This window comes from Devosia sp. 1566 (genome assembly GCF_004005995.1).
Lineage (GTDB): Bacteria > Pseudomonadota > Alphaproteobacteria > Rhizobiales > Devosiaceae > Devosia.
This window is the reverse complement of record NZ_CP034767.1, coordinates 2,501,826-2,527,717: the sequence shown is the minus strand read 5'-3', so window position 1 is coordinate 2,527,717 and position 25,892 is coordinate 2,501,826. Positions and strand designations below refer to the sequence as shown.

The window sequence follows — 25,892 nt, the reverse complement described above, 5'->3', positions numbered from 1 at the left end:
ATCCTTTGCGGGCTAGCTGGCCGACGCGGCCTGGGGCTGTTCGCCCCCGGTGCCGTCGGGCCCTTCAAGGAGCGTCACCTGAGCGCCTTCGCTCAGCTGCAGCACGCCTTCGGTGATGATGGCGTCGCCCGGCTCCAGATCGGCCCGGACCAAAACGCCGTCACTGTTGCGCTGGACGATTTCGGCAGACACACGCACGGCGCGGCCCTCGACATATTTCCAGACATAGGAGCCCTCGGTGGACCACAGGATCGCCAGCGGATTGACGGCTGGATAGGTTTCGCCGGGGAAGCGCAGGGCCACCTGGAAAGACATGCCGGGGCGGAGGGTGCCGTCCTCATTGGGAATTTCAGCTTGGACCTGGAGCGTACGGCTGGCGGGATCGACGCGATTGTCGAGGGCGCTGATCTCGCCTTCAAAAGTGCGGCCGGGGACGGCAAGCGCGGATACGGTGATCGGCGTTCCTGGCTGGACGATGCTGGTGTAGCGCTCGGGCACCCAGAAATCGACGCGCACCGACGCGATGTCATCAATGGTGGTGACGGTGGTTTGCGCGCCGACATAATTGCCGGGGGTGACCTGGATCAATCCGACCGTGCCGCTGATAGGGCTGGTGATGGTGCGGCGGGCGAGGGCCAGTTCGGCATTGCGCACCTCGAGATCGGCATTGGCGGCGGCGAGCTGGGCGGCGGTGAGGGCGGTGTTGGCCACGACATTGGAGCTGGCGAGCCCTTCGGTGCGGGCAAGGGTCGCATCGGCATCATCGGCCGCGAGGCGGGCGCGGTCGAGGGCAAGCTGTTCGGCATCGGCTTCGAGGCGGGCGATGACGTCGCCGGCTGCCACTTCCTGGCCGGGCGCGACCAGAACTTCGGTCAGCGTGCCGCCGGCGGAGGAAACCACGGTGACGGAGCGCACGGCGGTGCCTTCGCCGATGGCGCTGAGCGTGTCGTTAATGGTGGCGAGGGTGACCCCGGTGGTCACGACATTGGTTTGGCGACTGGCGCCGCGCGGGCCACCTGGGCCGCGCCCGCCCGGACCTGAACCAGAGTTTGCGCCAGGGCCGGCCGCGGGTCCACGGGGAGCGCCATCAGGGGCGCCAGGAGCGCCGCCCGGGCGCCCGGCTGGAGGGGCATTGGCAACTTCCTGGGTGGAGCCAAAGGGCAGGGCGATGCCGTAGGAGGCCAGGGTTTGTGTGGCGCCGGGGGCGAAAAAGACCCATGCCAGGGCCGCAGCGGCTAAAATGATCACCGATGCCAGAAGTTGCCGTATCAAGCTGATTTTATCCCATTCACCTAATGCGCGCGAAGGAGCCGCAGCGCTGTCGGTTGCAGCATATCAGCCTTGGTCCCCCCTGCGCACGTTACAATGCCGTTAATTAACCATGCACCGCCGTTTCAGGCGATCGGAGCATCGGGATTGGCGCCCCATTCGGTCCAGGAGCCGTCATAAACCGACACATCCTTGGCGCCGGCGACCTCAAGCGCGAGCGCAAGGGCAGAGGCGGTGATGCCCGAGCCACAGGTGGTGATGATGGGGCGGCTGAGATCGATGCGGCGCTCGGCGAAAAGCTGTCGCAGCTCGTCAGGCGAGCGCATGGCACCCGCTTCGGTCAAAAGGCTCGCGGGCACATTGATGCTGCCGGGAATGCGGCCACCGCGCAGGCCCGGGCGCGGCTCGGGCACTTCGGCGTTGAAGCGAGCGGCGGGGCGGGCATCAAGGATCTGCGCTTCACGGTCGCGGCTGCGGGCGAGCACGGTGCCGAAATCGGTGACGCGGTCGGGATCGAGCCGCACTTCGAACCATTGCGGCTCGCGCTGCACGGGACCTGACTCGGTGGGGCGGCCCTCGGCGCGCCATTTGGGCGAGCCGCCCTCGAGCAGGAGCACGTTGGGCGCGCCCATGACCTTGAAGGTCCACCAGACGCGGGGGGCAGTGGCCATGCCGAACTGGTCGTAGACCACGATGGTCATGGTATCGGCGATGCCGAGCTCACCCACGGCGCCGGCAAAGGCGGCAGGGGCGGGCAGCATATGGGGCAGGTCGGTGTCCTTGTCGGCGATCGCGTCGATGTCGAAGAACACCGCGCCCGGCAGATGGGACTCCAGATACTCGGCGTGCGGATCGCGCACGGAGCCGGGCATGTGCCAGGAGCCATCCACGATCACCAGATCGGGATCGCCGAGACGGTCGGCCAGCCAGTCGGTTGAAACAAAGTGATTATCCATGATCCGACTCCTTGCGCATTGCGCGCCACCATGGCGCGGGCGCCCGCGCGCGTCAAACGCGCAGCGCCCTATCCGGGCTGGCAAGTGCTCGACGATAGCCGGCGCAAGCGTCCGGCAATACACGCGGATTTGTCCCTGTTCTTGCCAAAAGGCAGGCGGCGGGCGAATTCAGGTGGCCGCTGCTTGACAGTATAGGGGGCCTCTGGTTGTCTCCTGAGGAAGGCGCTTTGGAAGAGTGTTGGGGCAACCAGCCAACCAAAGCCTAAGAGGGGGAATGCTGCCAGCGCCGCCCGGAAAAGGCGCGCTTGTTGGCCGGGTTCTTCCTCGATCACGTGTTTCATTCGGGAGGATACCAATGAAGATCAACAAGCTGATGGCCGGTCTGCTGGCGAGCGTCACCCTGGTGGCGAGCGCCGCGCAAGCGGCCGAGCTGTCCATTGTTTCGGGGGACACCGGCACGGGGCTGGCATTCCTGCAGACCCAGTTGGACCTGTTTGCCGAGCAGACCGGGCACGCCGTCACCATCGTGCCCATGCCGTCTTCGACCTCGGACCAGTTCGGCCAGTATCGGCTGTGGCTGGCGGCCGGCAATGCCGATATCGATGTGTATACCACCGACGTGATCTGGGCGCCGCAGCTGGCCGACCAGTTCCTCGACCTCAGCGAAGCGGCTGCCGATGTGATCGGGGCGCATTTCCCCTCCATCATCGAATCCCAGACCGTGGACGGCAAGCTCGTAGCCATGCCCGGCTATACCGACGCGCCAGCCCTGTATTACCGCACCGACCTGCTGGAAAAATACGGCAAGGAAGTGCCCGGCACCTGGGCCGAGCTCAAGGCGACCGCCCAAGAAGTGATGGATGGCGAGCGTGCGGCGGGGAACCCCGACATGTTCGGCTTCGTCTTCCAGGGCAATGCCTATGAAGGGCTGACCTGCAACGCGCTGGAATGGGTCAAATCCTATGGCGGCGGGCAGGTGGTTGAGGCCGACGGCACCATTTCCATCAACAACGAGCAGGCGGTCGCGGCGCTCGAGGAAGCGGCCAGCTGGATCAGCACGATCTCGCCCGAAGGCAATCTCGCTTATGGCGAAGAAGAAAGCCGCGGCGTCTGGCAGCTGGGCAATGCAGTGTTCATGCGCAACTGGCCCTATGCTTATGCGCTGGGCAATGGCTCGGACTCCAGCATTGCCGGCAAGTTCGACGTGGCTCCCCTGCCAGCAGGCGATGGCGCCGAGGCGCGGTCGGCCGCAACGCTGGGTGGCTGGAATTATGCCGTATCCAAATATTCCCAGGATCCCGATGCGGCCATCGAGCTGGCCTTGTTCCTGAGCTCGCCCGAAGTGCAAAAAGCGCGGGCGATCAACCAGACGCAATTACCCACGATCGAAGCCCTTTATGACGATGCCGAAATCGCCGAGGCCGCGCCGATCGTGCCGAACTGGAAGGAAATCTTCCAGAATGCGGTGCCGCGTCCATCGGCCCCGACCAAGGCGGATTACAACCAGGTCTCCTCGCTGTTCTGGAGCGCTGTGCATGACACGCTTTCGGGCAATGGCTCGGCCGCAGAGAACCTCGAAGTACTGGAACTCGATCTGACCGACCTCAAGGGCAGCGGCTGGTAAGCCAGAAGTCGGGCCCTGTTCAGCTCGGGCGGACGGCACGCTAGCCGCCCGCCTCCAGCCGGGGGCAAATAACGGGGGAGGAGCAGCAAATGGCTACCGAAACCCTGGCGGCGCCAGTCCCCGCAGCCAGACCCAAGGTCCAGTCCCAGCTGATGCAGCAGCGCCTGCGGGCGGCGCGTTGGTTCCTGTTGCCGATGATGGCGGCGCTGGCGGTGGTGGCCGGCTGGCCGCTGCTGCGCTCGATCTATTTTTCCTTCACCGACGCTTCGCTCAATGACCTTTATGGGGCCGAATGGGCGGGGTTCAGCAATTATCTGCAGATCCGCACGCTCGAAAGCGGGCGCACGATTTACCGTGGCCTGCTGGTGGATCCGGCCTGGTGGAATGCCGTCTGGAACACCGTCCGCTTCGCCGTCATATCAGTGTCCGCCGAGGCGGTGCTGGGCATGCTGGTGGCGCTGGTGCTCAATGCTGAGTTCAAGGGCCGCGGCATTGTCCGCGCGGCCATCCTGATTCCCTGGGCGATCCCGACCATTGTTTCGGCCCGCATGTGGGGCTGGATGTTGAACGACCAGTTCGGCATCATCAACGATCTCGGCATGAAGTTGGGCCTGTTGAGCCAGAAAGTGGCCTGGACCGCGTCACCCGAAACGGCGATGACCGCGGTGCTGATCGTCGATATCTGGAAAACGACGCCATTCATGGCGCTGCTGATCCTGGCGGGCTTGCAGATGATTCCGCGCGACATCTATGAGGCTGCCGAAATTGACGGCGTGCATCCGGTCAAGCAATTCTTCCGCATCACGCTGCCGCTGGTCCGGCCGGCGCTGATGGTGGCCATCATCTTCCGCATTCTCGATGCGCTGCGCATCTTCGATCTGATCTATGTGCTGACGCCCAATAGCGCGGCTACCAAGACCATGTCGGTGCTGGCGCGCGAAAACCTCTTCGACTTCGACAATTTTGCCTATGGCTCGGCGCAGTCGACATTCCTGTTCGTGCTGATCGTGCTGTTCACCATCCTTTATATTTGGCTGGGACGGGTCAATTTCGATGGGGGAGACCGCTGATGGCCGCCGCCACCATTCACCCCTGGAAGCTGATCAAGCGGGTGCTGTTCTACCTGCTGGTCCTCGTGATCGTCGTCGTCTCGGTGTTCCCGTTCTATTACGCGATCCTGACCAGCTTCAAATCGGGCACCGATATTTTCCGGGTCAGCTATTGGCCGACCTCGTTCAGCCTGCAGAACTACCAATCGGTGCTCACTTCGGGCAGCTTTCCGCGCAATCTGCTCAACTCGATCTTTGTCGCGACCGTCACCGTGTTGCTGGCGCTGTTTCTGGCCGTGACGGCGGCCTATGCGCTGAGCCGCGTGCGGTTCCGGGGCCGTAGCTTATTGCTGATGACGATTCTCGCCGTCTCGATGTTTCCCCAGATCGCGGTGCTCGCCGGGCTGTTCGAGGTGATCCGGAGCCTTGGGATCTACAACACGCCCTGGGCGCTGATCTTTTCCTACACGATCTTCACGCTGCCCTTTACCGTCTGGGTACTGACGACCTTCATGCGCGACTTGCCGGTGGAGATCGAGGAAGCCGCGATCGTGGATGGTGCAACGCCCTGGGTGATCATCACCCGCGTCTTCCTGCCGCTGATGTGGCCGGCGCTGGTGACGACGGGGCTCCTGGCCTTCATCAGCGCCTGGAACGAGTTCCTGTTCGCGTTGACCTTCACCTCATCCAACAATACCCGCACTGTTCCGGTCGCCATTGCGCTGCTCTCGGGTGGTTCGCAGTTCGAAACGCCCTGGGGGCTGATCATGGCCGCTTCGGTGATCGTGACGGTGCCGCTGGTGGTGCTGGTGTTGATTTTCCAGCGCAAGATCGTCAGCGGGCTCACCGCCGGCGGCGTCAAAGGCTAGGAGTGTTCCCAGATGGCTAGCATCGAGCTTCGCAATATCCGCAAGGCCTTTGGCGTGGTGGAGGTGATCAAGGGCGTCGACCTGCAGGTGCGCTCGGGCGAGTTCATGGTGTTTGTCGGGCCCTCGGGCTGCGGCAAATCCACCTTGTTGCGTCTGATCTGTGGGCTCGAGGACATTACCTCGGGCGAGATGCTGTTTGATGGCGAGGTGGTCAACGCGCTGGCCCCATCGAAGCGCGGCATCGCCATGGTGTTCCAGTCCTATGCGCTTTATCCGCATATGACGGTCTACGAGAACATGGCCTTCGGGCTGACGCTGGAAAAGGGCAAGGGCAAGGAAGAAATCCGCCAGCGGGTGGAGCGCGCCGCCGATATGCTGCAGATCCGGCCCTATCTCGACCGGCTGCCCAAGCAGCTGTCGGGCGGGCAGCGCCAGCGCGTGGCGATCGGGCGGGCGATCACGCGCGATCCGCGCGTGTTTTTGTTCGATGAACCGCTCTCGAACCTCGATGCGGCGCTGCGCGTGGCGACGCGCATCGAGATCGCCAAGCTGCATGAAGAGATGAACGACGTCACCATGATCTATGTGACACATGATCAGGTGGAAGCGATGACGCTGGCTGATCGTATCTGCGTGCTGCGCGACGGGATGATCGAGCAGGTGGGCACGCCGATGGAGCTTTATGAGCGGCCCGATTCCATGTTCGTCGCCGGGTTTATCGGTTCGCCCAAGATGAACTTCCTCTCCGGGGAACTGGCGGCGCCCTTTGGCGCTAAGACAGTGGGCATCCGGGGCGAACACATCATCATCAAGCCCAGCGAGGGGCTGTGGACCGGCAAGGTGATCCATACGGAAAACCTGGGTGCCGACAGCTATGTTTATCTCGAAATGGGCACCGAAGAGCCCGTAGTGGTGCGGCTCGATGGCAGCAACAGCTACCATTCGGGCGAAACGGTGCATATCAGTCCGATGGACGACAAGATTCACCGCTTCGATGGCGCGGGCAAGCCGATCCGGTGAGTGCGCCGCTCGACGGCAAGGGGCAGGGACCGCAACGCGGCGCTGCCTCCCAGCGTTAGCGTTTTGAGAACACCTCTTGGGTCTGGCGCCTTTCCGCGCGCCTCGCCGCGGAGCTGCCAAGCGCCTTGGTTCAATGGCCTTGCGGAAGCAATGACCCGCCGGCCGGCAATTTATAGGAGACGACAATGCCGATCCGAACCCTGGTCTGGGGCGAGAATGTCCACGAGCAGAAAAACAAGATCGTGGCGGACAACTACCCCCAGGGCATGCACAACCAGATTGCCAGGCTCCTGAGCAGCGACAGCAATATCTCGACCAAGACCGCGACCCTGCAGGACCCCGAGCATGGGTGCAGCGAAGCGGCATTGGCCGAGACCGATGTGCTGATCTGGTGGGGACACGCCGCCCATGGGCAGGTCGAGGACGAGGTGGTCGAGCGGATCGCCCAGCGCGTCTGGGAAGGCATGGGGCTGATCGTGCTCCATTCCGGGCATTTCTCAAAAATCTTCAAGCGGCTGATGGGGTCGCCCTGCGGCCTTTCCTGGCGCGAAGCGGGCGAGCGCGAGCGGCTGTGGGTTACCAATCCCGGCCACCCTATCGCCAAGGGCCTGCCGCCCTATTTCGAGCTCGAAATGGAAGAAATGTATGGCGAGCCGTTCTCGGTGCCCGAGCCGCTCGAAACGGTGTTCGTGTCTTGGTTCCAGGGTGGGGAAGTGTTCCGCTCGGGGCTGACCTATCGGCGTGGCGCGGGCAATATCTTCTATTTCCGCCCGGGCCACGAAACCTATCCGACCTATCACGACGATACGGTGGGGCTGGTGCTGCGCAATGCGGTGAACTGGGCCTATAATGCCAACAGCTATCCGCAGTTGCTCACCGCGCCCAACCGACCGGTGGATGAAGCGCCCGAACAGATCGAGGAGCGCGGGCCCAAGCTGCATCATGGGCGCGAAGAAGGGTTTCGCTAGGCCCGGTAAGCCCAGCGCAGTGAACATTCCCGATCTTGCAAGTGCGGCTTCCATTGCGCATCTAGTGGCGCGAACAGGGGGACCGAAATGGGCATTATCTGGAGTATTTTCGTCGGGTTCTTTGCGGGGCTGATCGCGCGCTGGATCACGCCGGGCGATCACAAGCCATCCGGCTTTATCCTCACTACGGTGCTGGGCATTGTCGGCTCACTGGTGGCGACATTCCTGGGGCAGCAGATCGGGCTCTACGACGCTAATGATGGGGCGGGGTTTATCGGGGCGGTGGTTGGCGCGGTGATCGTGCTGCTGGTTTGGAGCCAGTTGGCCCGGCGGGCTTAATCCGTTGCAACCAACAAAAAAAGGCGCCCCTCGGGGCGCCTTTCGTGTTTCGGGGCGGCCACTATTTGATGACGGTGATGCGGCCATCGGTATAGGGCGTGTATTCGCCGCCGAGATTGGCAATGTATTCAGCTACGACCTGCTCGAGCGGGGGACCGAAATCATAGGCGTTGTCGCCGCCGGCAAAGCTGGCAAAGCCGTCGCCGCCGCCACGCACATAGTTGTTGGTGACGATCTTGTAGGTCGCGGCTTCATCGATCGGGGCCCAGTTCTCGCCGTTCTTGACCATGACCTCGCTGACGCGGCTGCCAACGGGCTGGGAGATATCGAAGGCGTATTTGAGCCCGGCGACCTGAGCGAAGCGGCCCGCGCCGTTCTCGACGTCACTGACCCCGTTTTCGAGAGCCTCGATCACATCGGCGCCGCTGATGTCGACCGTGGCGAGCGTGTTGGAGAAGGGCAGGACGGTGATCACCTCGCCCATGGTGATCTCGCCGACGTCGATCGAGGCGCGCACGCCGCCGCCATTCTGGAAGGCGATGGTGGCGCCCTGATCGGCGACGCGGTCGAGAATGGCGTCAGCCAGCAGATTGCCCATGGCGCACTCCATGGCGCGGCACACTTCACGCGAGCCTTCGATGGGCGCGGTGGCGGTGCCGATCACCTCGCCCATGGCTTCGTCGATCGGGCCGGCCAGCGCGGTCAGCTGGGTGGCGAAGTCCTCGTTCCCATCGACGGAAGCATCGATCAGGAAGGGCTCGCCTTCGGCTGATATCACCTCGCCCTGGTCGTTCCAGGTAACAGCGATGTTGCCCAGATATTTGCCGTATTGATTGGCCTGGACCACGGGTACTTCCACGCCCATGGGGTTGTTGACCAGGGTGGGGTAGGGGCCGGCCGCGCCTTCGGCGGTGTTGGACAGCAGGGTGTGGGAGTGGCCCCCGACAATGACGTCGACGAGGGGCAGGGCGGCGGCAACCTGCTGGTCCAGCGTATAGCCAATATGGCTGAGAAGGATGATCTTGTTTACCCCAGCCGCATCAAGGGCTTCGGAGGCGCCCCGCACATACTGAATCACGTCGGTGAACTCGACATCAGCGCCGGGCGACGCAATCTCGGGCGTGTCTTCGGTGGTGGCGCCAATGATGCCGATGCGCTCGCCGCCAACATCGAGAACGATGGAGCCCTTGATCTTGCCGCGCAGATCCTCGGACCGGGTCACGTCGAAATTGCCGCCGATGATGGGAAATTCGGCGGCGGCGATGAAGGTGGAAAACTCTTCGGGGCCATCGTCGAACTCATGGTTGCCGGTAGCAACCACGTCGAAATTCATCTGATTGAAGAAGTCAGAAACGACCTTGGATTTGTAGGTGGTGTAGTAGACCGAGCCCTGGAAGTTGTCGCCAGCCGAAAGCAGCAGCGAGTTGCCACCGGCCGCGTCGATGTCGGCGCGAGTGGTATCGATGATGGACTTCAGGCGAGCGATACCGCCAAAGCACTCGCCGGCCGCATCGGTTTCGGCGTCGCAGTCGGAGTCCGAACCCGTGATCGGCTCGAAGCGCGAGTGGAAATCGTTGATATGCAGGATGTTTAGCGTCCAATCGGCGTAGGCTGCGCCAGAAAATGTGGCGCAGAGGGTGAGCGCGCTGGCGCCCAAGAGCAGTTTCTTCATCCCTGTCATCCTTGATGCTTTCGACCGTGCTGTTGCAATGGCGCCTCAAGCGAGGCCGGACCACCTCGGGGAAGTTAATCAGGTCTTTATGACAGGTGGAAGTGGTTCGCTTCACTCTCCCTCATCATGGCCTGTATTGCCGTGATTTCTCGTTTTCCGCCCCCAAACTGGGCCGAGACACTGGAACAGCAGGGCAGCTTTTTCGAGGGGTGGCGTTGTGCTTTGCCCATCCGTCTTCAACAGCATAGCTGGTGGTTTCTGAGCGATGGCGAGGCCAAATCGATCATGAAGGGCGTTCGGGCCGGGGTTCCATTCACCGGTTTATGCGGTAATCTCCGCGCCCATTGATTTGCGGGGGAATGCCATGCGAAGCGCATTGATTGTTTATGGCGGTTGGGCTGGGCACGATCCTGAGGAATGTGCTGCCATTTACCGCCGGTGGCTGCATGAAGATGGATTTTCGGTGCGCATGGCGACCGAGACGAGCGCCTTTGCCGATCCGTCCATCCACGATCTGTCCTTGATCGTGCCGATCTTCACCATGAGCAAGATCGAAAAAGAGGAGGTGGAGAACCTCACCAAGGCAGTGGAAGGTGGGGTGGGCCTGGCGGGCCATCACGGGGGCATGAGCGATGCCTTTCGGGAGGCGGTGGAGTACCAATTCATGGTGGGCGGGCAGTGGGTCGCCCATCCCGGGAACATCATCGACTATACGGTTGACGTGACCAAGCCCGATGACCCGGTGATGGCCGGGATCAAGTCGTTCCCCTATACGTCCGAGCAGTATTACATGCATGTGGACCCCTCCAACGAGGTGCTCGCGACCACAACGTTCAGCGGCGAACACGCGCCCTGGATCGAAGGCGTCACCATGCCGGTGGTGTGGAAGCGGCACCATGGGCAGGGCCGGGTGTTCCACATGACGCTGGGGCATCGGGCCAAGGAATTCGAGAACAGCGACATGGCGACAATCATGCGCCGGGGCCTCAACTGGGCGGCTCGCGACGAAGAATAGCTGGGCCTCATCGCCGTGAGTTGACTTGAAACTGCGGTGCCGTTCGCTTCGTATCTTGATGGGGTCACAAGTGGAGCGGCAAGTGAGTGAGGCAGACACAGGACGCCGCAGGAAGGCCGTGGGGCCGCTGGTTTACCGGCAGTCGCTGGCCACCCGCGTCACCCATTGGGTATGGGCAGTGTGCCTGTTCTTCCTGCTGCTGAGTGGGCTGCAGATCTTCAACGCGCATCCCACGCTTTACATCGGCGAGCAGTCGGGCTTTGAGTTCGACAATTCGGTGCTGGCGATCGGGGCGGTGAACAGCCCTGAGGGGCCGCGCGGGCAAACGCGGATTTTTGGCCAGACCTTTGATACGACGGGCGTGTTGGGCGCGTCGGGTTCGGCGGAAAGTCCTGTGTTAACCGCCTTCCCGGGCGCCGTGACCATTCCCAGCTATCGGGATTTGGGGACCGGCCGGGTGGTGCATTTCTTTTTCGGCTGGCTGTTTTTGGGCACGATGCTGGTCTGGTTCGTCGCCAGCCTCGTCCAGGGGCATTTACGCCGCAACATCGTGCCCGGGATTGCCGACCTCAAGGCGGCGCCGGGCGATCTCGTCGATCATGCCCGCTTTCGCCTCCACCACAATCGCAGTTATGGGCCGGTGCAAAAGATCACCTATTTTGTCGTGCTGTTCGTGCTGTTTCCCCTGATCGTGCTGACCGGGCTGACCATGAGCCCCGGACTCAACGCTGCCTGGCCCTGGATGCTCGATCTGTTTGGCGGGAGGCAAACGGCGCGCACGATCCATTTTGGCGCCATGGTGCTGCTGGTGCTGTTCTTTGTGGTTCACCTCGTGATGGTGATTGCGGCGGGGCCGTTCAACGAACTGCGCTCCATGGTTACCGGCTGGTACCGGATCAGCGCGGGTAATCCAAAGCTCAAAGGAGATCGACCGTGAGCCGCCTGCTGCTTTCCCGCCGCCGGTTCCTGCAGGGTTCGGCGGGTGCTGCCTCAGGGTTGATCCTAGCGGGGTGCGACCAGTTCGATTTCCTCGGGCAGCAAAACCATCCGGCCCGCAACTTCGTCGAACAAGCTAATGTGCTGACCTATCGGGCGCAGCGCCGCCTTGTTGGCGAGCAGACGCTAGCGCGCGAATATGCCGCCAGCGAAATCCGACAGGGGCAGAAGCCCAATGGATCGACCCAGCCGACGACGCCCGAATACAAAGCGTTGCAGGAGGGTAATTTCGCCGATTACCGGCTGCAGGTCACCGGGATGGTCGAGCAGCCCTTGAGCTTCTCGCTCAACGAGCTGCGCAATATGCCAGCCCGGTCGCAGATTACCCGGCATGATTGCGTCGAGGGCTGGAGCTGCATCGCCAAATGGACCGGTACGCCGCTGGGGCCGATCCTTGACGCCGCGCGCGTCCATCCTGACGCGCGGTTCTGCGTTTATCACTGCTTTGACAATATCGAGCGGGGCCTTTCGGGCGATGTCTTTTATTACGAGAGTTCGGACCTGGTGGACGCCCATCATCCGCAATCGATCCTGGCTTACGGCCTCAATGACCAGGCGCTGCCGGTAGCAAACGGCGCCCCGGTGCGGCTGCGGATCGAGCGGGCGCTGGGTTATAAACAGCCCAAATATCTGCACACGATCGAATTGGTGGCGGACCTGCAATCCTTTGGCCGGGGCAATGGTGGGTATTGGGAAGACTATGGCTATGACTGGTATGGCGGCATCTAACCCCGGCGGCGCAGGGCGGCCATGCAGCCGGGGAAAACAATCGAAGCTTGCTATTTGCCCCCGGCTCCTCCACATAGGATGCATCGTCACCCGCACGGTCTTGGACCGGGCAGCTATCAGTGGTGACGGACTTCTCTTCTTATCCTTGCGGTGAGCGGCGAAGTCAGCCCGGAAACAGTTTGTTCGGGTTCGAGCCAGCACCCGCGCGATACTTTCCTTTTATCGCCCGATTGCACCTGTTGACGCGCCACCTGCACTTTGCGGCTGGCGACCGGCGCGCTGCATTGTTCTGCGCGCCCGATGCGCTTCATCGGCGCAGAAAGTATGATTGAATTGAACGATTTTATTTCCCTCGGCCTGCCCGCAGTCCTGACTGACAGTCTGACCGCCGGCGGCTTCACCGAGCCCACCAAGATCCAACTCCAGGCCATTCCCAAGCTGCTGGCTGGCCGGGACATGGTCGGCATTGCCCAGACCGGTTCGGGCAAGACCGCAGCCTTTGGCCTGCCGATCCTGGCGGGGCTGTTGACGCTGACCGGCAAGGCGCGGCCGTTGACCGCCCGCGCGCTGATCCTGGCGCCGACCCGCGAATTGGCGGTGCAGATCGAAGAAAACATCCGCAAGTTTGCGGGCTCCAAGATGCAGCTCTCCACCGTTCTGGTGCTGGGCGGGGTGTCGCGTTACCACCAGGTCCAGAAGCTCGCCAAGGGCGTGGACGTGGTTGTCGCCACTCCCGGTCGCCTCAAGGACCTGATGGACGACGGCAAGATCAAGCTCAACGAAACGCGTTGGCTGGTGCTCGACGAGGCCGACCGGATGCTCGACATGGGCTTTATCGCCCCGGTCAAGCACATCGCCAAGGCCATTGGCACGCGCCGCCAGACCATGCTGTTTTCGGCGACCATGGCGCCTGAAGTTGCAGAGCTGGCCAAGGGCCTGCTGAACGATCCAGTGCGTGTTGATGCGCAGGTCGCCGGCTCGACCGTGGTCAAGATCGACCAGCGCGTGATCATGTCGGGCTCCAAGGCCAAGCGTGGCGTGCTCAACGAACTGCTCGCCAGCGAAACCGAGAATATGGAGCGCGTGATCATCTTCTCGCGCACCAAGCATGGTGCCGATCGGGTGGCAAAGAGCCTCGAGATCGACGGCCACAAGGCCGCGGCGATCCACGGCAACAAGTCGCAGAATGCGCGTCAGGCAGCCCTCAAGGGTTTTGCCACCGGCGAAGTGCGTATCCTGGTCGCAACCGACATCGCGGCCCGCGGCATCGACGTGCCCGGCATCACCCATGTGGTCAATTACGAACTGCCCGACGATCCGGAGAACTATGTTCACCGCATCGGCCGGACGGGCCGGAATGGCGCTTCAGGCATTGCCATTACCCTGTGTGACGGCACCGAGCGCGGCAAGCTGCGCGACGTTGAACGGCTGATCCGGCGCACGCTGCCGGTTTCGGGCGACCTGCACTTGGCCAATGACACCGGCGTCGTGGAAGCACCGCGCTCGGCTTATAAGCCAGCCGGTAATCGCCCCGGACCGCGCACGGCACGCAACCCCAAGCCGGCGCAGCAGGATCGTCGCTCGCCAGCCGAGCGCCGGCCATTCGCGGCCTTTGCGGAAGAAGGCAAGCCTGCCGCACGGACCCGGCCGCCTGCTGAAGCTGCACCACGCACCCGCCCGGAAGGGCAGGTCAACCGCGTGCGTCGTGATGGCGATACCGGCAAGCTGATCGGTGCCAAGGTGGATGGCAAGCCCAAGCAGCGCTGGGGCAAGCCCCAGAAGGAAGCCGGGCGGGCGCGTCGCGCCAACGGCTAAATGGAACAGAAAAGGGCGGCTCCTCGGAGCCGCCCTTTTTGCTTACGGGGTCGGTTCGCCACTTCAGGCGAGATAAAGGATGTCGCGCTTGGGCGTGCCCGAGGAAGCTCCCGCGGGGGAGAGGCGCTCAAGGAATGCCTTGGACCAGTCATCCACATTGTGTTTCTGAGCGGCAGCCATCAATGAGCGCCAACGGGTCTGACGCTCCTCCAGCGGCATGTCGAGGGCGAGGCGCAGCGCTTCGGCCGTTTCATCCGTATCAAAGGGGTTGACGAGGATGGCGTCCTCGAAGATCTCGGCCGCGCCGGCAAAGCGCGATAACACCAGGACGCCAGGGTCGGCTGGGTTTTGCGAGCCAATGAACTCGTGGGCGACAAGGTTCATGCCGTCGCGCAGGGGCGTGACCAGACCCACCCGCGCCAAGCGGTAGAAGCCGGCAAGGCTGGCTTGGCCATAGGCGCGTTTGACATAGGTCAGCGGCGCCCAGTCGGGTTCGGCAAAGCGGCCCATGACGCGGCCGCAGATGGCGTCGAGCGTGTCGCTGGTTTCCTGGTATTCCTTGATGGAGTCCCGGGAAGGGGGCGCGATCTGGAGCATATGGACGCGTCGGCGGAAGCGATTATTGTTCTCGAGTAGCTTTTCATAGGCCTCGACCCGCTGCGGCAAGCCCTTGGAATAATCAAGCCGATCGACGCCCAGGATCAATTGCTGTCCGACAAGGACGCGGTCCATGCGCTTGACCATCTTGTTGGCGGCGGGGCTTACGGCCATGCGCGAAAAAGCGGCGGGATCGGAGCCGATGGGGAAGGCGGCAACCTCGGTGCGGGCGAAATCAAACAGCTGCAGCGGGTCGCCCGAAAGATTGGTGTGGGTCATGTTCTCCACCGCCTCGGTAAAGGCGGCGACGTCGCGATTGGCCTGCATGCCCACTAGGTCGTAGCGGGAGACGTCCCGCATCAAATCGAGATGATGGGGAATGGCATAAAGCGCGTCGGCAGTGGGGAAGGGGATGTGCAGATAAAAGCCCATGCGGTTGGTGGCGCCAAGGCTACGCAACTCGCTGGCGAGCGGGATCAGGTGGTAGTCGTGCACCCAAATCACGTCGTCTGGCTGCAGCAAGGGCAGCAGCGCCCGGGCGAATTGCTGGTTTACCCGGCGATAGCCCTCGTACCAGGTGGAATCGATATGCGCCAAGTCGAGGCGCAGATGGAAGCTGGGCCACAGGATGGAGTTGGAGAACCCGGCATAATAGGCCTGATGGTCGTCCCGGGTCAGATCGATAGTCGCAACCGAGAGCCCTTCAACATCCTCGAAGCGCGCTTGAACCGAGGGGGCGTCGGTCAATTTGCCAGACCAGCCGAACCAAAAGCCTTCGCGCTCGGACAGGGTTTTGCGCAAGGCGACAGCAAGTCCGCCCGCGGCGGCTGATTTGCCCGGGGTCCGGTTGGAAACTACAATCAAGCGGCTCATTGCGACGGGTGCCCCCCTTCGTCTGGTCTCAGTGTGGGGGCAGGGCGTCACGCTCGCGCGCGACGATGTCTCCCAGCCCACGGATCAATGCATGCACCGATGCAACATTGGAAATGCGCATCCGCGCATGGGTGTCGCCTTCGCCCAACTTGATGCCGACGCCGCCCAGTTCCTGGGCCGCGATGAAGCCGTCCTCGTCGGTGACGTCATCGCCGATAAAGATCGGGGTGCGGCCGACAAAGGGCTCTTCCTGCATGAAGGCGCGCAAGGCGGTACCCTTGCTGATGCCCTTGGGGCGGGCTTCAAAGACCATTTTGCCGGCGATCAGCGCGAAATCGGTATAGCTGTTGACTGCTTCTTGCAGGGCCTGTCGGCAGAGTTCTTCGAGCTCCGGGGCCTGGCGGAAGTGGAGGGCGACGGCGCCGTCCTTGGCTTCGATCAGCAGTTCAGGGTGCGCCATAACGAGCGGCGTGACGGCTTGCGCGATGTGTTCGGCGCCCGAAAGGAGTTCTGAATCAATCTCTTCCATCGTGCCATCGGCGCGGCGGCGCTGGGTGCCATGAGCGCCGGCAACCGGGAGTTGCAGGGGAGAGAGGAACTTGTCGATGTCCTCGATCTCGCGACCGGTGATCACGGCAAAGGCGCTGTCGAGTTCGCGTGCGGCGCGCTGCAATTGATCGGGCAGAGACGCTGGAACATCAATGGAATCAGGGGTTGGCGCAATCTCCACCAGAGTGCCGTCGAAATCGGTGAAGATGGCGAGGCGCTGCGTCGTATGGGGCGCTGAATGATCGATCATGGACATGCCAGAAGCCTTCCGAGCTGTGGATGCAAGGCCAACGCGGTGGCAGGGGAATGGTTCGCTCGGGCAAGGCCGCCATGCGAAAACCACGAAGATGAACGCAGTCTTAACGGATCGTGAACGTGTTCATCAACCCTGCGATCAATTTCTTCGGGTGCGCGGGGGCAAGGTGCGCCTGCCGCGCCAGCTCAAACCGGGGCTGGCGCGCGCAGGCTCTTTTCGATCCGGGTGACAATGGGGTTGTAGCGGCTGCGCTCGTCTTCGGGGTAGCTGATCTCGAACGCTGCGAAGGCGGAGCGGTCGCGGTTGAACAGGAACTTGGTATAGACCACGAGTTCCCGGCCGTTCTCGTCGGTGTCGTAGCCGGAAAGGACAAACCAGCTATTGCCGCTGGCCCGGTAGGTGACATTGTCGATCTGCCCGCTCGAGGCGACGGCTTCCTGCAACTGAGCGATGCTAAGGTCGTCAGTGTTGGGGGCGCCGAAAATGCTGAGCTGGCCCGAGCCATCGAGCGCATCAAATGTGCGGATGCCCGAAGCATCGGCCGCACCGTCCTGACCATAATGATCGAGCGGGACCTCGATGCGGTAGCCCAGAGCGGGATCCTCAAAGCGCGTCCAGCCGAGACCCGACTGGGCGGCGACGGGGCCGGCAAGAGCCAGGAAGGTGGCAGTGAGTAGCGCGGCGGGGAGGGAGGTCTTGTGCATTGCGGGATCCTCTTAACCAAGCATTCACCAACGCGGTGACCGCCCGGCCTGTTCCCGCCTAGCCAAGATCAGTGCCGTTCAGCTCGCCGCCACAACCTGCCAGGGGGTGGGATAGAAATATTCCTCGAGATTGGGGCCGTCGCCGGCGCGATCGACCAGGAGGAAATCGGCAGGCACGTCCAGCGGGGTCAGCACGCCATGCCAGGTGTTAATGGCGTAGTTGATGCCTTGACCGGGCGCGGTGAGGAAGGCCCGGGGGCGGCCGGGGGTGCCGTTTTCGTCAGGCGCGACGATCACAAGGAATGGGCGGTTCGACAGCGGATGAAAGGCCTGGCTGCCAAAGGGATGGCGCTCGACCATGGCCAGGGTTAGGGGCAGGCTATAGGGCTGGCCGCGGGCGATGGAGATGATGGGGCGCGAACTGGGTCCGGCCAATTGCACCTGCGCCAGATCATGGAAGCGCTCCGTCTTGCCGTTGTTGATGGGAAAGTGCTGGGCGCCCTCGGTCTGGATCACCTGACCAAAGGGCGCGAAGGCCTCCGCCGTCAGCGGCTCGATGAAGATGGTGTTGTCGCTCATGGGCTTAAAAGCTCAGCTTGGCGTGGCGGTTGACGTCTTTGTAGAGCAGGTAGCGGAAGCGCTCGGGGCCGGCGTAACAGGCCTGGGGGCAAAAGGCGCGCAGCCACATGAAGTCGCCTGCTTCCACCTCAACCCAATCGCGGTTGAGCCGATACACGGCCTTGCCTTCGAGCACATAAAGGCCGTGCTCCATGACATGGGTTTCCTCGAAGGGAATAACGGCGCCGGGCTCGAGCGTGACGATGTTGACATGCATGTCGTGCCGAAGATCGGTGGGCTCGACAAAGCGGGTGGTGCCCCAGCGCTCCGAAGTTCCGGGCATCCAGTGGATGGGCTGCTCGGTTTCGTTGGTGACAAAGGCGGTGGGCGCTTCGACGCCGGCGGCAGCCTCGTAGCGCTTGCGCACCCAATGAAAGCGCAGGGGGGCTGAACCCGAATTGCCGAGGGTCCAGCGACAGCCTGGGGGCAGGAAGGCGTAGCCGCCAGCGACGAGCGTGTGGGCCTGACCTTCGATGGTGAGGCTCGCCTCGCCGGCAACCACGAACAGCACGCCTTCGGCTTCCGGATTGGGCTCGGGTTGCTCACTGCCGCCGCCGGGCGCCACTTCAACAATGTATTGCGAGAAGGTTTCGGCAAAGCCCGAGAGGGGCCGAGCGATGATCCAGCAGCGGGTGTTGTGCCAATGAGGCAGGAAGCTGGTGACGATGTCGCGCATCACGCCTTGCGGGATCAGCGCATAGGCCTCGGTGAAAACGGCGCGGCCGGTGTGAAGGGCAGTCTGGGGCGGAAGGCCCGCAGCGGGGCTGGCATAGGATGGGGGCATGGACTCGGGTGCCGATGGTGAACGCTGGGCAAACACTAGAGCGTGTTTTGCCGCTCGGCCATGGGGAAGCGGCGGTGAGGAGCGGCAATTGTCACGCTCGCTTTGCCGTGGTTGGCGCCTGGCGGTTGGTGCGGGCAGAGGCCCGCGTAAGGCGTGCGGCTTACGCAGTTCTCGCGGTGGCCTTTCCCTGATGGGGTTGTTCCTAGCGCTGCAGAGGCCCGTGGCGCGCTGAGTTGAGCCCCGACCAAGAGCTAAGCTTCCGGCTTCGCTAGGCTTTTTCGTTCCGGACCCTCAGCCGATCCATTGTCACGATCTAGATCAAAGGCGGTATTCCAGTAGGCTCATCTGGCTGGTTTGCCGGGATGGATTGGGCAAGTCACCTTCCTTGCGTATGCATTTTCCACGTTGGGCGGGGGCCGGGCAGTGGAACACACCTGCGGGGGGTAGCCATGAAACTGGCTCAGACGGTGGTCTATGGTTTAAAGGGGGCGACACGATCGGGGATCGGCTATCGCCTCAACCGGACGGCGAAATATGCGGCCGGATTATACTTCGATCTGTTTGTGCGCACCTATCGCAGCGAAGGCATGGTGTTCACCATTCCCGCTGCCTACACCTCGCGCGAAATGCGCGGGAAATTCACTGTCGATACCTATGAGTATCCCGAAAGGACGCTGATCAAGCGCTATCTGCCGCACAATGCCTGCGTGCTGGAGCTGGGGGCCTGTATCGGGGTGGTGTCCTGCGTCATCAACAGCATGCTGGACAATCGGGACCTGCATGTCGCGGTGGAAGCCAATCCGCTGCTGATGCCGACGCTCGAAGCCAACAGGATGGCCAATGGAGCCCGATTCCACGCGGTTAATGCCGTGGTGACGCGGCAGCCCAGCGCCATGATCAGCACCGATGCAGATATGGACAGCAACCAGGTGGTGGCGAGCGGCACGCCCGTGCCCACCACGACGGTGGAAGCGCTGGAAGCTGTAGCGGGAGAGGCGTTCAGCGCCCTCATCATGGACATTGAGGGGGGCGAATACGAGTTCTGCCGCGAAAATCCAATGCTGCTGCGCCAGATCGACGTGGCGATCATCGAGTTCCATCCGCTGGCGTTCGGGGAAGCGCGGCTGGGGGAATTATATCTGATGCTGGCTTCGGCGGGGCTGGAGCGGCGCGAGACGATTCTGACGGTGGAGTGCTGGTTGCGGGTGGAGGATTGAGGCTTTTGGTCACCGCTGCGTGGCGGGGTTTGCGTCGCGTCTCTGCGGTGGATCCTGGGTCAGCCCGGGCGCCGGAACCCCCACCCTCGATCCCTCCCCTCAAGGGGGAGGGAGGGCAGGAGCTGAGGGTTTGGGAGTGGCTTGGATAAGCTAAGAGCTTTGGGGCTTTCGCACCCCCACCCGGCCTCCCCCGTCGAGGGGGAGGTGAAGAAAGAGTGGCTAGGGCAGGATGGCCTGGAGGCGGAGTTGGGCGATCCGTTCGACTTGGCGGCAGGCCGTGGTGAACTCGGCCTGAGGGCTGTTGTCGAGGCGCTGGCGGAAGGCGGCGAGGATGGTGGCCTTGGTGTTGTCGCGCACGGCGATGATGAAGGGAAAACCGAATTTTTCCACGTAGGCGGTGTTGAGACGGGTGAATTCGGCGCGTTCGTCGTCGGTGAGGGCATCGAGGCCCGCGGAAGCCTGTTCGGCGGTGGAGGCCTCGGTGAGGCGCCTGGCGGTGGCGAGCTTGCCGGCCAGATCGGGGTGGGCGCGCAGCACGGCGAGGCGTTCTTCATCGCTGGCGAGGCGGAACTGGGTGCGCAAAGCGAAATGCAGGCCGATGGCGGTGTCGTTGGCGGGGGCGAGTTCGCCATCCCAGGCGCGCTCGGCGATCCAGGGGGAGTGCTCGAAGATCGAGCCGAAACGCTCGACGAATTCGGGCTTGGGCAGCCGGCTCGGAACCAGCGCCGGGGCCTGGTAGGGGTGCTCGCGCGTCCAGTGCTCGGCGATCTGGAGGCGAGTCGGGACCCAGACTTGGGGGAAGCTCTTGATGTAGTCGATGAACTTCTTGAGGCCCTGGAACCGGCCGGGCTGGCCGACGAGCCGGCAATGCAGGCCAATCGACATCATCTTGGGTGAGCCGGCCTGGCCTTCGGCATAAAGGCAATCAAAGCTGTCCTTGAGGAACTGGAAATATTCCTCGCCATTGTCAAAGCCCGAGGCGGTGACAAAGCGCATGTCATTGGCCGAGAGCGTATAGGGAAGGATGAGCTGCGGCCGGTTCTGGTGGACGCGCCAATAGGGCAGGTCGTCATCATAGGTGTCCGAGACATAGGCAAAGCCGCCTTCTTCTGACACGAGATCGACGGTGTTGAGCGAGCAGCGGCCGGTATACCAGCCCAAGGGGCGGCTGCCGGTGGCGATGGTGTGCAGGCGGATGGCCTCGCGGATCTGCTCGCGCTCGAGTTCGGCGGGCATGTCCTTGTGCTCGACCCATTTGAGGCCGTGGCTGGCGATTTCCCACCCTGCATCCTGCATGGCGGCAAGCTGAGCGGGGGCGCGCATGAGGGCGGTGGCGACGCCATAGATTGTGACGGGCAGCCGGGCTTCGGTGAACAGGCGATGGAGCCGCCAGAAGCCGGCGCGAGCACCATATTCATACATGGACTCGATGTTCCAGTGGCGAAGGCCGGGCCAGGGAGCGGCGCCCACCACATCGGCGAGAAAGGCTTCCGAGCCCGCGTCACCATGCAGGATGTTGTTTTCGCCCCCTTCCTCGTAGTTCAGCACGAACTGCACTGCGATATGGGCGCCGCCGGGCCAGTTGGCGTGGGGCGGGGTGGGGCCATAACCATGCATGTCGCGGGGGTAACGATTCATGAGAGAAGTTCCGGGCAAGTGTCGGGGCGAGACTAATGAGTCGCGGGCGTCGCACCAAGATGCACAAATTTGGACCAGCTGGTAAAAATTAGGCGTTGCCCGCTGGCGCTATTGGTTTAATCTCGCGGGCCGGGGACTAGGGAAGTAGAAGAATAATGGCGGGTTCAGGACGCCTGACGACGCATGTACTCGATACCATGAACGGCACGCCGGCGCGGGGCATGCGCCTCGACCTGTTGTTTGTGCATGGCGACCATAATCACCATATTGCCGAAAGCTATACCAATGCCGACGGCCGGGTGGACCAGCCGCTGCTCGAAGGCGAGCAGTTCCAGCATGGCGAGTTCGAGATCCATTTCCATGTGGGGCAATATTTCGCCCGGCTGGGGATGGAGCCCGAAGCGGCATTTCTGGACGTGGTGCCGGTGCGGTTTACGATCAGCGAAGACAAGCATTACCATGTGCCGCTGCTGGTGAGCCCTTTTGCCTATTCCACTTATCGGGGCAGCTGATGGCCGACACTGCAAATGCAATCCGCTTTATCCTCAACGACCAGGACGTAGTGCTGGACCAGGTGCGGCCCGAGCAGACGCTGCTCGATTTCCTGCGGCTCGAGCGCGGCTTGCGCGGCTCCAAGGAAGGCTGCGCCGAGGGCGACTGCGGGGCCTGCACCGTGCTGGTGGGGCGGGTGATCGGCGACGAGATCATCTATGACAGCGTCACGGCCTGTATCCGGTTCGTCGCGAGCCTGCATGGCACGCATGTGGTGACGATCGAGCACCTGGCGGCCAAGGATGGCACGCTGCATCCGGTGCAGCAGGCGATGGTGGATCACCATGGCTCGCAATGCGGGTTCTGCACGCCCGGGTTCGTGATGTCGCTCTATGGTCTGTGGATGCGCGACCCGCAGCCGAGCCAGCGCGCGGTGGAAAAGGCGCTGCAGGGGAACCTGTGCCGCTGCACGGGCTACGCGCCGATCATCCGGGCCGCGCAGGCGATCTCGACCTATGGCGCCCCCGAGGCCGATCCGCTGCGGGCGGAGCGGATCGCGCTCAAGGGGCGGATCCTCGCGCTCAATGACGGCAGGCGGGTGGAGATCGGGGAAGGGGCGGAGCGGATCATCGTGCCGGCCAGCCTGGATGATTTCGCCGAGGTTTATGAGCAGAACCCGGAGGCGACGATTGTCGCTGGGTCCACCGATGTGGGGCTTTGGGTCACCAAGTTCCTGCGCCCGATCGGGCCGGCCATTTTCATCAACCATTTGCCGGAGCTCAAGCGCATCGCCGAGAACGACAGCGAAGTGCGGTTTTACGCCGGGGTGAGCTATTCCGAGGCGCTGCCGATCCTGCAGAGCTATTTCCCCGCCATGGAGGAGCTGTGGAGCCGGCTGGCGGGCGAGCAGGTGCGCAATATGGGCACGATCGGGGGCAATATCGCCAATGGCTCGCCCATCGGGGATACGCCGCCGGCGCTGATTGCGCTCGGGGCCAAGCTGACGCTGCGGCGTGGCGAGCACCGGCGCGAGATCAAGCTCGAGAACTATTTCCTTGCCTATGGCAAGCAGGATCGCGAGCCCGGAGAGTTCGTGGAAAGCGTGACCGTGCCGCATCTGCCGGCGGGCGAGCGGTTCGCGGTTTATAAGGTCTCCAAGCGCCGCGAGGAGGATATTTCCTCGGTCTGCGGGGCGTTCCGGGTGTTCGTCAACGATGCCAGGAGCGTGGGAATGGCGCGGATCGCCTTTGGCGGCATGGCGGCGACGCCAAAGCGGGCTCGGGCGGTGGAAGCGGCGCTGGTCGGCAAGCCCTGGAGCCTCGAGACGATCGAGGGGGCCGTGGAAGCTTTCGCGCAGGATTATCAGCCGATCAGCGATATGCGCGCTTCGGCCGAATACCGGCTGCTGGTGGCGCAGAATTTGTTGCGCCGGTTTTTCCATGAAAGCACGGGCGGTCAGGTGCGGCTGAAACGAGAGGTGGCGTGATGAACAAGCATCCGACCCTGCTGCGTTCGACCCTGCATCAGCCCACCCGCCATGATAGCGGCCCTAAGCATGTGGCGGGCACGGCCGAATATATCGACGATATGATCGAGCCGCGGGGCACGATGCATGCCTATCTGGCGCTGTCGACGCGGGCGCATGCGGAAATCCTCGGCATCGATTTTGCCCCGGTGCTGGCCGCGCCCGGGGTGATCGGCGTGCTGACATCGGCCGATATTTCGGGCGAAAACGACATCAGCCCCAGCCACCGGCATGACGAGCCGATCTTTGCGGAAGGCAAGGTGCAGTTCTGGGGGCAGCCGCTGTTTGCGGTACTGGCCGAAACGCGCGACCAGGCGCGGCGCGCGGCGCATCTCGCCGTGGTCGATTACAAAGAACTGCCCTTTATCGGCGATGTGCGCGCGGCGCAGGCGGCGGGCGGCAAGCTCGTGGTCGATCCCTTGACCTTGCAGCGTGGCGATGTGGAGGCGGGGCTCAAGGCTGCGCCCAAGCGGGTCAAGGGCAGCGTCGTTATCGGCGGGCAGGATCACTTCTATCTTGAGGGGCAGATCGCCTTTGCCATTCCGGGCGAAGACGAGGATGTGACGATCTATGCCTCGACCCAACACCCCAGTGAAGTGCAGCTGATGGTGGCGCAGGTGCTCGGGATCGGGCACCACGCGGTGACGATCAATGTGCGCCGGATGGGCGGCGGCTTTGGTGGCAAGGAAACGCAGGGGAACCTCTTTGCCGCTGTGGCGGCGCTGGCGGCCAAGAAATGGAACCGCGCCTGCAAGATCCGGCCCGACCGCGATGACGACATGACGGCGACCGGCAAGCGGCACGATTTCGTCGTCGACTATGATGTGGGCTATGATGAAGCCGGCCGCATCGAGGCGGTGGATGCCGTGTATGGCGCGCGGGCCGGGTTCTCCTCGGACCTTTCGGGACCGGTGACGGACCGGGCGCTGTTTCACTGCGACAATGCCTATTGGTATCCCGCGGTGCGGGCGCGCTCGGAGCCGCTTTACACCAACACTGTATCCAACACCGCGTTTCGCGGCTTTGGCGGGCCGCAGGGGATGCTGGCGGCGGAACGCTGGATAGAGGAAATCGCCTATAGCCTCGGCAAGGATCCGCTGGAGATCCGCAAGGCCAATTTCTATGGCACCGACAGCAACAATGTGACGCCCTACCACCAAACGATCACCGACAATGTGATCCACAGGGTGGTGAGCGAGCTGGAGGCCAGTTCGGACTATCAGGCGCGGCGCCGGGCAGTGCTGGCGTTCAATGCCACGAGCCCGGTGCTGAAAAAAGGGATTGCGCTGACGCCGGTCAAGTTCGGGATCTCGTTCACCGCGACCTGGTACAACCAGGGCGGGGCGCTGGTGCATGTCTACAAGGACGGCACGATCCAGCTTAATCACGGCGGCACGGAAATGGGGCAGGGGCTCCATACCAAGGTGGCGCAGGTGCTGGCGGAAGCCTTCTGCGTCGGGCTCGACCGCATCAAGATCATGACGACCTCGACCGCCAAAGTGCCCAACACGTCGGCCACGGCAGCCTCTTCGGGTTCGGACCTCAATGGCATGGCCGCCTGGGATGCGGCTCGGCAGATCAAGGAGCGCCTCGCCACCCATGCCGCCAAGCTCTACCAGTGCGATGAGGCCGAGATCGTCTGGGTGCCCCAGGGCATCATGGCGGGCGACGAGTTCGTGCCATTCACGGAACTGGTGGCCTCGGCTTATCTCAACCGCGTGCAGCTCTGGGCGGCGGGCTTCTACAAGACCCCCAAGATTCATTGGGATCGGGCCACCGGACGCGGGCAACCGTTCTACTATTATTCCTATGGCGCCTCGGTTTCGGAGGTCACCATCGATACGCTCACCGGCGAATACCAGGTGGATCGGGTCGATATCCTGCATGATGTCGGCAAGTCGCTCAATCCGGCGCTTGACCTCGGGCAGATCGAGGGCGGGTTCATCCAGGGCATGGGGTGGCTGACGAGCGAAGAATTGTGGTGGGACGCCAAGGGGCAGCTGCGCACCAAGGCGCCTTCGACCTACAAGATCCCGCTCGCAAGCGACGTGCCGCCGGTGTTCAATGTGCGGCTGGCGGAATGGTCCGAGAACAGCGAGCCCACGATCGGGCGCTCCAAGGCGGTGGGCGAGCCGCCGCTGATGCTGGCGATGAGCGTGGTGGAAGCGCTCTCGATGGCAGTGGCTGCGATGGCCGATTACAAGCTGCCGCCGCGGCTCGACACGCCAGTGACCCCCGAGCGGGTGCTGATGGGGTGCGAGCGGTTGAAGCAGGAAGCGCGGGGGTGATGGTTTTGCGCCCGACGGTTGGACCCCCAC

23 protein-coding genes are annotated in these 25,892 nt (G+C 63.1%); 14 read left to right on the top strand and 9 right to left on the bottom strand.

The window, feature by feature from the left end:
- Positions 1 to 12: 12 nt before the first annotated feature.
- Both ELX51_RS12225 and sseA read right to left on the bottom strand, forming a co-directional pair.
- On the bottom strand, positions 13 to 1,272 hold the full coding sequence (locus ELX51_RS12225; RefSeq protein WP_248305106.1) for an efflux RND transporter periplasmic adaptor subunit: 1,260 nt from the start codon (positions 1,270 to 1,272) through the stop codon (positions 13 to 15).
- 122 nt (positions 1,273 to 1,394) lie between these two features.
- Positions 1,395 to 2,225 (bottom strand): 3-mercaptopyruvate sulfurtransferase, encoded by an 831-nt coding sequence (gene sseA / locus ELX51_RS12220; RefSeq protein WP_127753780.1) that lies wholly within the window; start codon positions 2,223 to 2,225, stop codon positions 1,395 to 1,397.
- A gap of 373 nt (positions 2,226 to 2,598) precedes the next feature.
- Between sseA and ELX51_RS12215 the strand changes: the two genes are divergently transcribed.
- The 6 genes from ELX51_RS12215 to ELX51_RS12190 all read left to right on the top strand — a co-directional run bounded on the left by ELX51_RS12215 (position 2,599) and on the right by ELX51_RS12190 (position 8,094).
- Positions 2,599 to 3,849 carry an ABC transporter substrate-binding protein gene (locus ELX51_RS12215; protein WP_127755275.1) on the top strand — a complete coding sequence of 417 codons (1,251 nt, stop codon included), beginning with the start codon at positions 2,599 to 2,601 and terminating at the stop codon, positions 3,847 to 3,849.
- Between the two features lie 152 nt (positions 3,850 to 4,001).
- Entirely contained in the window at positions 4,002 to 4,919 is a 918-nt protein-coding gene (locus ELX51_RS12210; RefSeq protein WP_248305342.1) for a sugar ABC transporter permease, read from the top strand.
- Positions 4,919 to 5,767: a carbohydrate ABC transporter permease gene (locus ELX51_RS12205; RefSeq protein WP_127753778.1), complete on the top strand. Its 849-nt coding sequence runs from the start codon at positions 4,919 to 4,921 to the stop codon at positions 5,765 to 5,767. Before ELX51_RS12210 ends, ELX51_RS12205 begins: the two co-directional genes overlap by 1 nt.
- Before the next feature lie 12 nt (positions 5,768 to 5,779).
- Entirely contained in the window at positions 5,780 to 6,787 is a 1,008-nt protein-coding gene (locus ELX51_RS12200) for an ABC transporter ATP-binding protein (RefSeq protein WP_127753777.1), read from the top strand.
- Between the two features lie 185 nt (positions 6,788 to 6,972).
- Entirely contained in the window at positions 6,973 to 7,755 is a 783-nt protein-coding gene (locus ELX51_RS12195) for a ThuA domain-containing protein (RefSeq protein ID WP_127753776.1), read from the top strand.
- Positions 7,756 to 7,842: 87 nt separating this feature from the next.
- Entirely contained in the window at positions 7,843 to 8,094 is a 252-nt protein-coding gene (locus ELX51_RS12190; RefSeq protein ID WP_127753775.1) for a GlsB/YeaQ/YmgE family stress response membrane protein, read from the top strand.
- Between the two features lie 61 nt (positions 8,095 to 8,155).
- Here ELX51_RS12190 and ELX51_RS12185 read toward each other — a convergent pair whose 3' ends face one another.
- Positions 8,156 to 9,766, bottom strand: coding sequence for a bifunctional metallophosphatase/5'-nucleotidase (locus ELX51_RS12185; RefSeq protein ID WP_127753774.1), 1,611 nt, complete (start codon positions 9,764 to 9,766; stop codon positions 8,156 to 8,158).
- 364 nt (positions 9,767 to 10,130) lie between these two features.
- On the opposite strand from ELX51_RS12185, the gene ELX51_RS12180 reads away from it, so the two are divergent.
- From ELX51_RS12180 to ELX51_RS12165, 4 genes are all read left to right on the top strand, one after another.
- Positions 10,131 to 10,781, top strand: coding sequence for a ThuA domain-containing protein (locus ELX51_RS12180; RefSeq protein ID WP_127753773.1), 651 nt, complete (start codon positions 10,131 to 10,133; stop codon positions 10,779 to 10,781).
- A gap of 118 nt (positions 10,782 to 10,899) precedes the next feature.
- Positions 10,900 to 11,718 carry a cytochrome b/b6 domain-containing protein gene (locus ELX51_RS12175; protein ID WP_206524746.1) on the top strand — a complete coding sequence of 273 codons (819 nt, stop codon included), beginning with the start codon at positions 10,900 to 10,902 and terminating at the stop codon, positions 11,716 to 11,718.
- A complete protein-coding gene (locus ELX51_RS12170) occupies positions 11,715 to 12,506 on the top strand; it encodes a molybdopterin-dependent oxidoreductase (RefSeq protein ID WP_127753771.1) in 792 nt (263 codons plus the stop codon). Before ELX51_RS12175 ends, ELX51_RS12170 begins: the two co-directional genes overlap by 4 nt.
- Positions 12,507 to 12,830: 324 nt before the next feature.
- Entirely contained in the window at positions 12,831 to 14,321 is a 1,491-nt protein-coding gene (locus tag ELX51_RS12165; RefSeq protein ID WP_248305105.1) for a DEAD/DEAH box helicase, read from the top strand.
- 63 nt (positions 14,322 to 14,384) lie between these two features.
- On the opposite strand, the gene ELX51_RS12160 is transcribed toward ELX51_RS12165, so the two are convergent.
- The 5 genes from ELX51_RS12160 to ELX51_RS12140 form a co-directional block, all read right to left on the bottom strand.
- Positions 14,385 to 15,791: a trehalose-6-phosphate synthase gene (locus ELX51_RS12160; protein ID WP_127753769.1), complete on the bottom strand. Its 1,407-nt coding sequence runs from the start codon at positions 15,789 to 15,791 to the stop codon at positions 14,385 to 14,387.
- A 28-nt stretch (positions 15,792 to 15,819) separates the two neighbouring features.
- A complete protein-coding gene (gene otsB / locus ELX51_RS12155) occupies positions 15,820 to 16,596 on the bottom strand; it encodes a trehalose-phosphatase (protein ID WP_206524618.1) in 777 nt (258 codons plus the stop codon).
- 185 nt (positions 16,597 to 16,781) lie between these two features.
- Positions 16,782 to 17,300, bottom strand: coding sequence for a hypothetical protein (locus ELX51_RS12150; RefSeq protein WP_127753768.1), 519 nt, complete (start codon positions 17,298 to 17,300; stop codon positions 16,782 to 16,784).
- Between the two features lie 78 nt (positions 17,301 to 17,378).
- On the bottom strand, positions 17,379 to 17,879 hold the full coding sequence (locus tag ELX51_RS12145) for an ureidoglycolate lyase (RefSeq protein WP_127753767.1): 501 nt from the start codon (positions 17,877 to 17,879) through the stop codon (positions 17,379 to 17,381).
- 4 nt (positions 17,880 to 17,883) lie between these two features.
- On the bottom strand, positions 17,884 to 18,702 hold the full coding sequence (locus tag ELX51_RS12140) for a bifunctional allantoicase/(S)-ureidoglycine aminohydrolase (protein ID WP_127753766.1): 819 nt from the start codon (positions 18,700 to 18,702) through the stop codon (positions 17,884 to 17,886).
- Between the two features lie 449 nt (positions 18,703 to 19,151).
- Between ELX51_RS12140 and ELX51_RS12135 the strand changes: the two genes are divergently transcribed.
- Positions 19,152 to 19,919 carry an FkbM family methyltransferase gene (locus ELX51_RS12135; protein ID WP_164854852.1) on the top strand — a complete coding sequence of 256 codons (768 nt, stop codon included), beginning with the start codon at positions 19,152 to 19,154 and terminating at the stop codon, positions 19,917 to 19,919.
- A 219-nt stretch (positions 19,920 to 20,138) separates the two neighbouring features.
- Here the strand turns inward: ELX51_RS12135 and puuE are convergent, their stop codons facing one another.
- Entirely contained in the window at positions 20,139 to 21,557 is a 1,419-nt protein-coding gene (gene puuE / locus ELX51_RS12130) for an allantoinase PuuE (protein ID WP_127753764.1), read from the bottom strand.
- 155 nt (positions 21,558 to 21,712) lie between these two features.
- Between puuE and uraH the strand changes: the two genes are divergently transcribed.
- The 3 genes from uraH to xdhB are packed head-to-tail and all read left to right on the top strand — an operon-like array spanning position 21,713 to position 25,862.
- Positions 21,713 to 22,069, top strand: a complete 357-nt coding sequence (uraH, locus tag ELX51_RS12125) for a hydroxyisourate hydrolase (protein ID WP_127753763.1) — start codon at positions 21,713 to 21,715, stop codon at positions 22,067 to 22,069.
- Positions 22,069 to 23,535 carry a xanthine dehydrogenase small subunit gene (gene xdhA, locus ELX51_RS12120; protein ID WP_127753762.1) on the top strand — a complete coding sequence of 489 codons (1,467 nt, stop codon included), beginning with the start codon at positions 22,069 to 22,071 and terminating at the stop codon, positions 23,533 to 23,535. Before uraH ends, xdhA begins: the two co-directional genes overlap by 1 nt.
- Entirely contained in the window at positions 23,535 to 25,862 is a 2,328-nt protein-coding gene (xdhB, locus tag ELX51_RS12115) for a xanthine dehydrogenase molybdopterin binding subunit (protein WP_127753761.1), read from the top strand. Before xdhA ends, xdhB begins: the two co-directional genes overlap by 1 nt.
- Positions 25,863 to 25,892 lie beyond the last annotated feature (30 nt).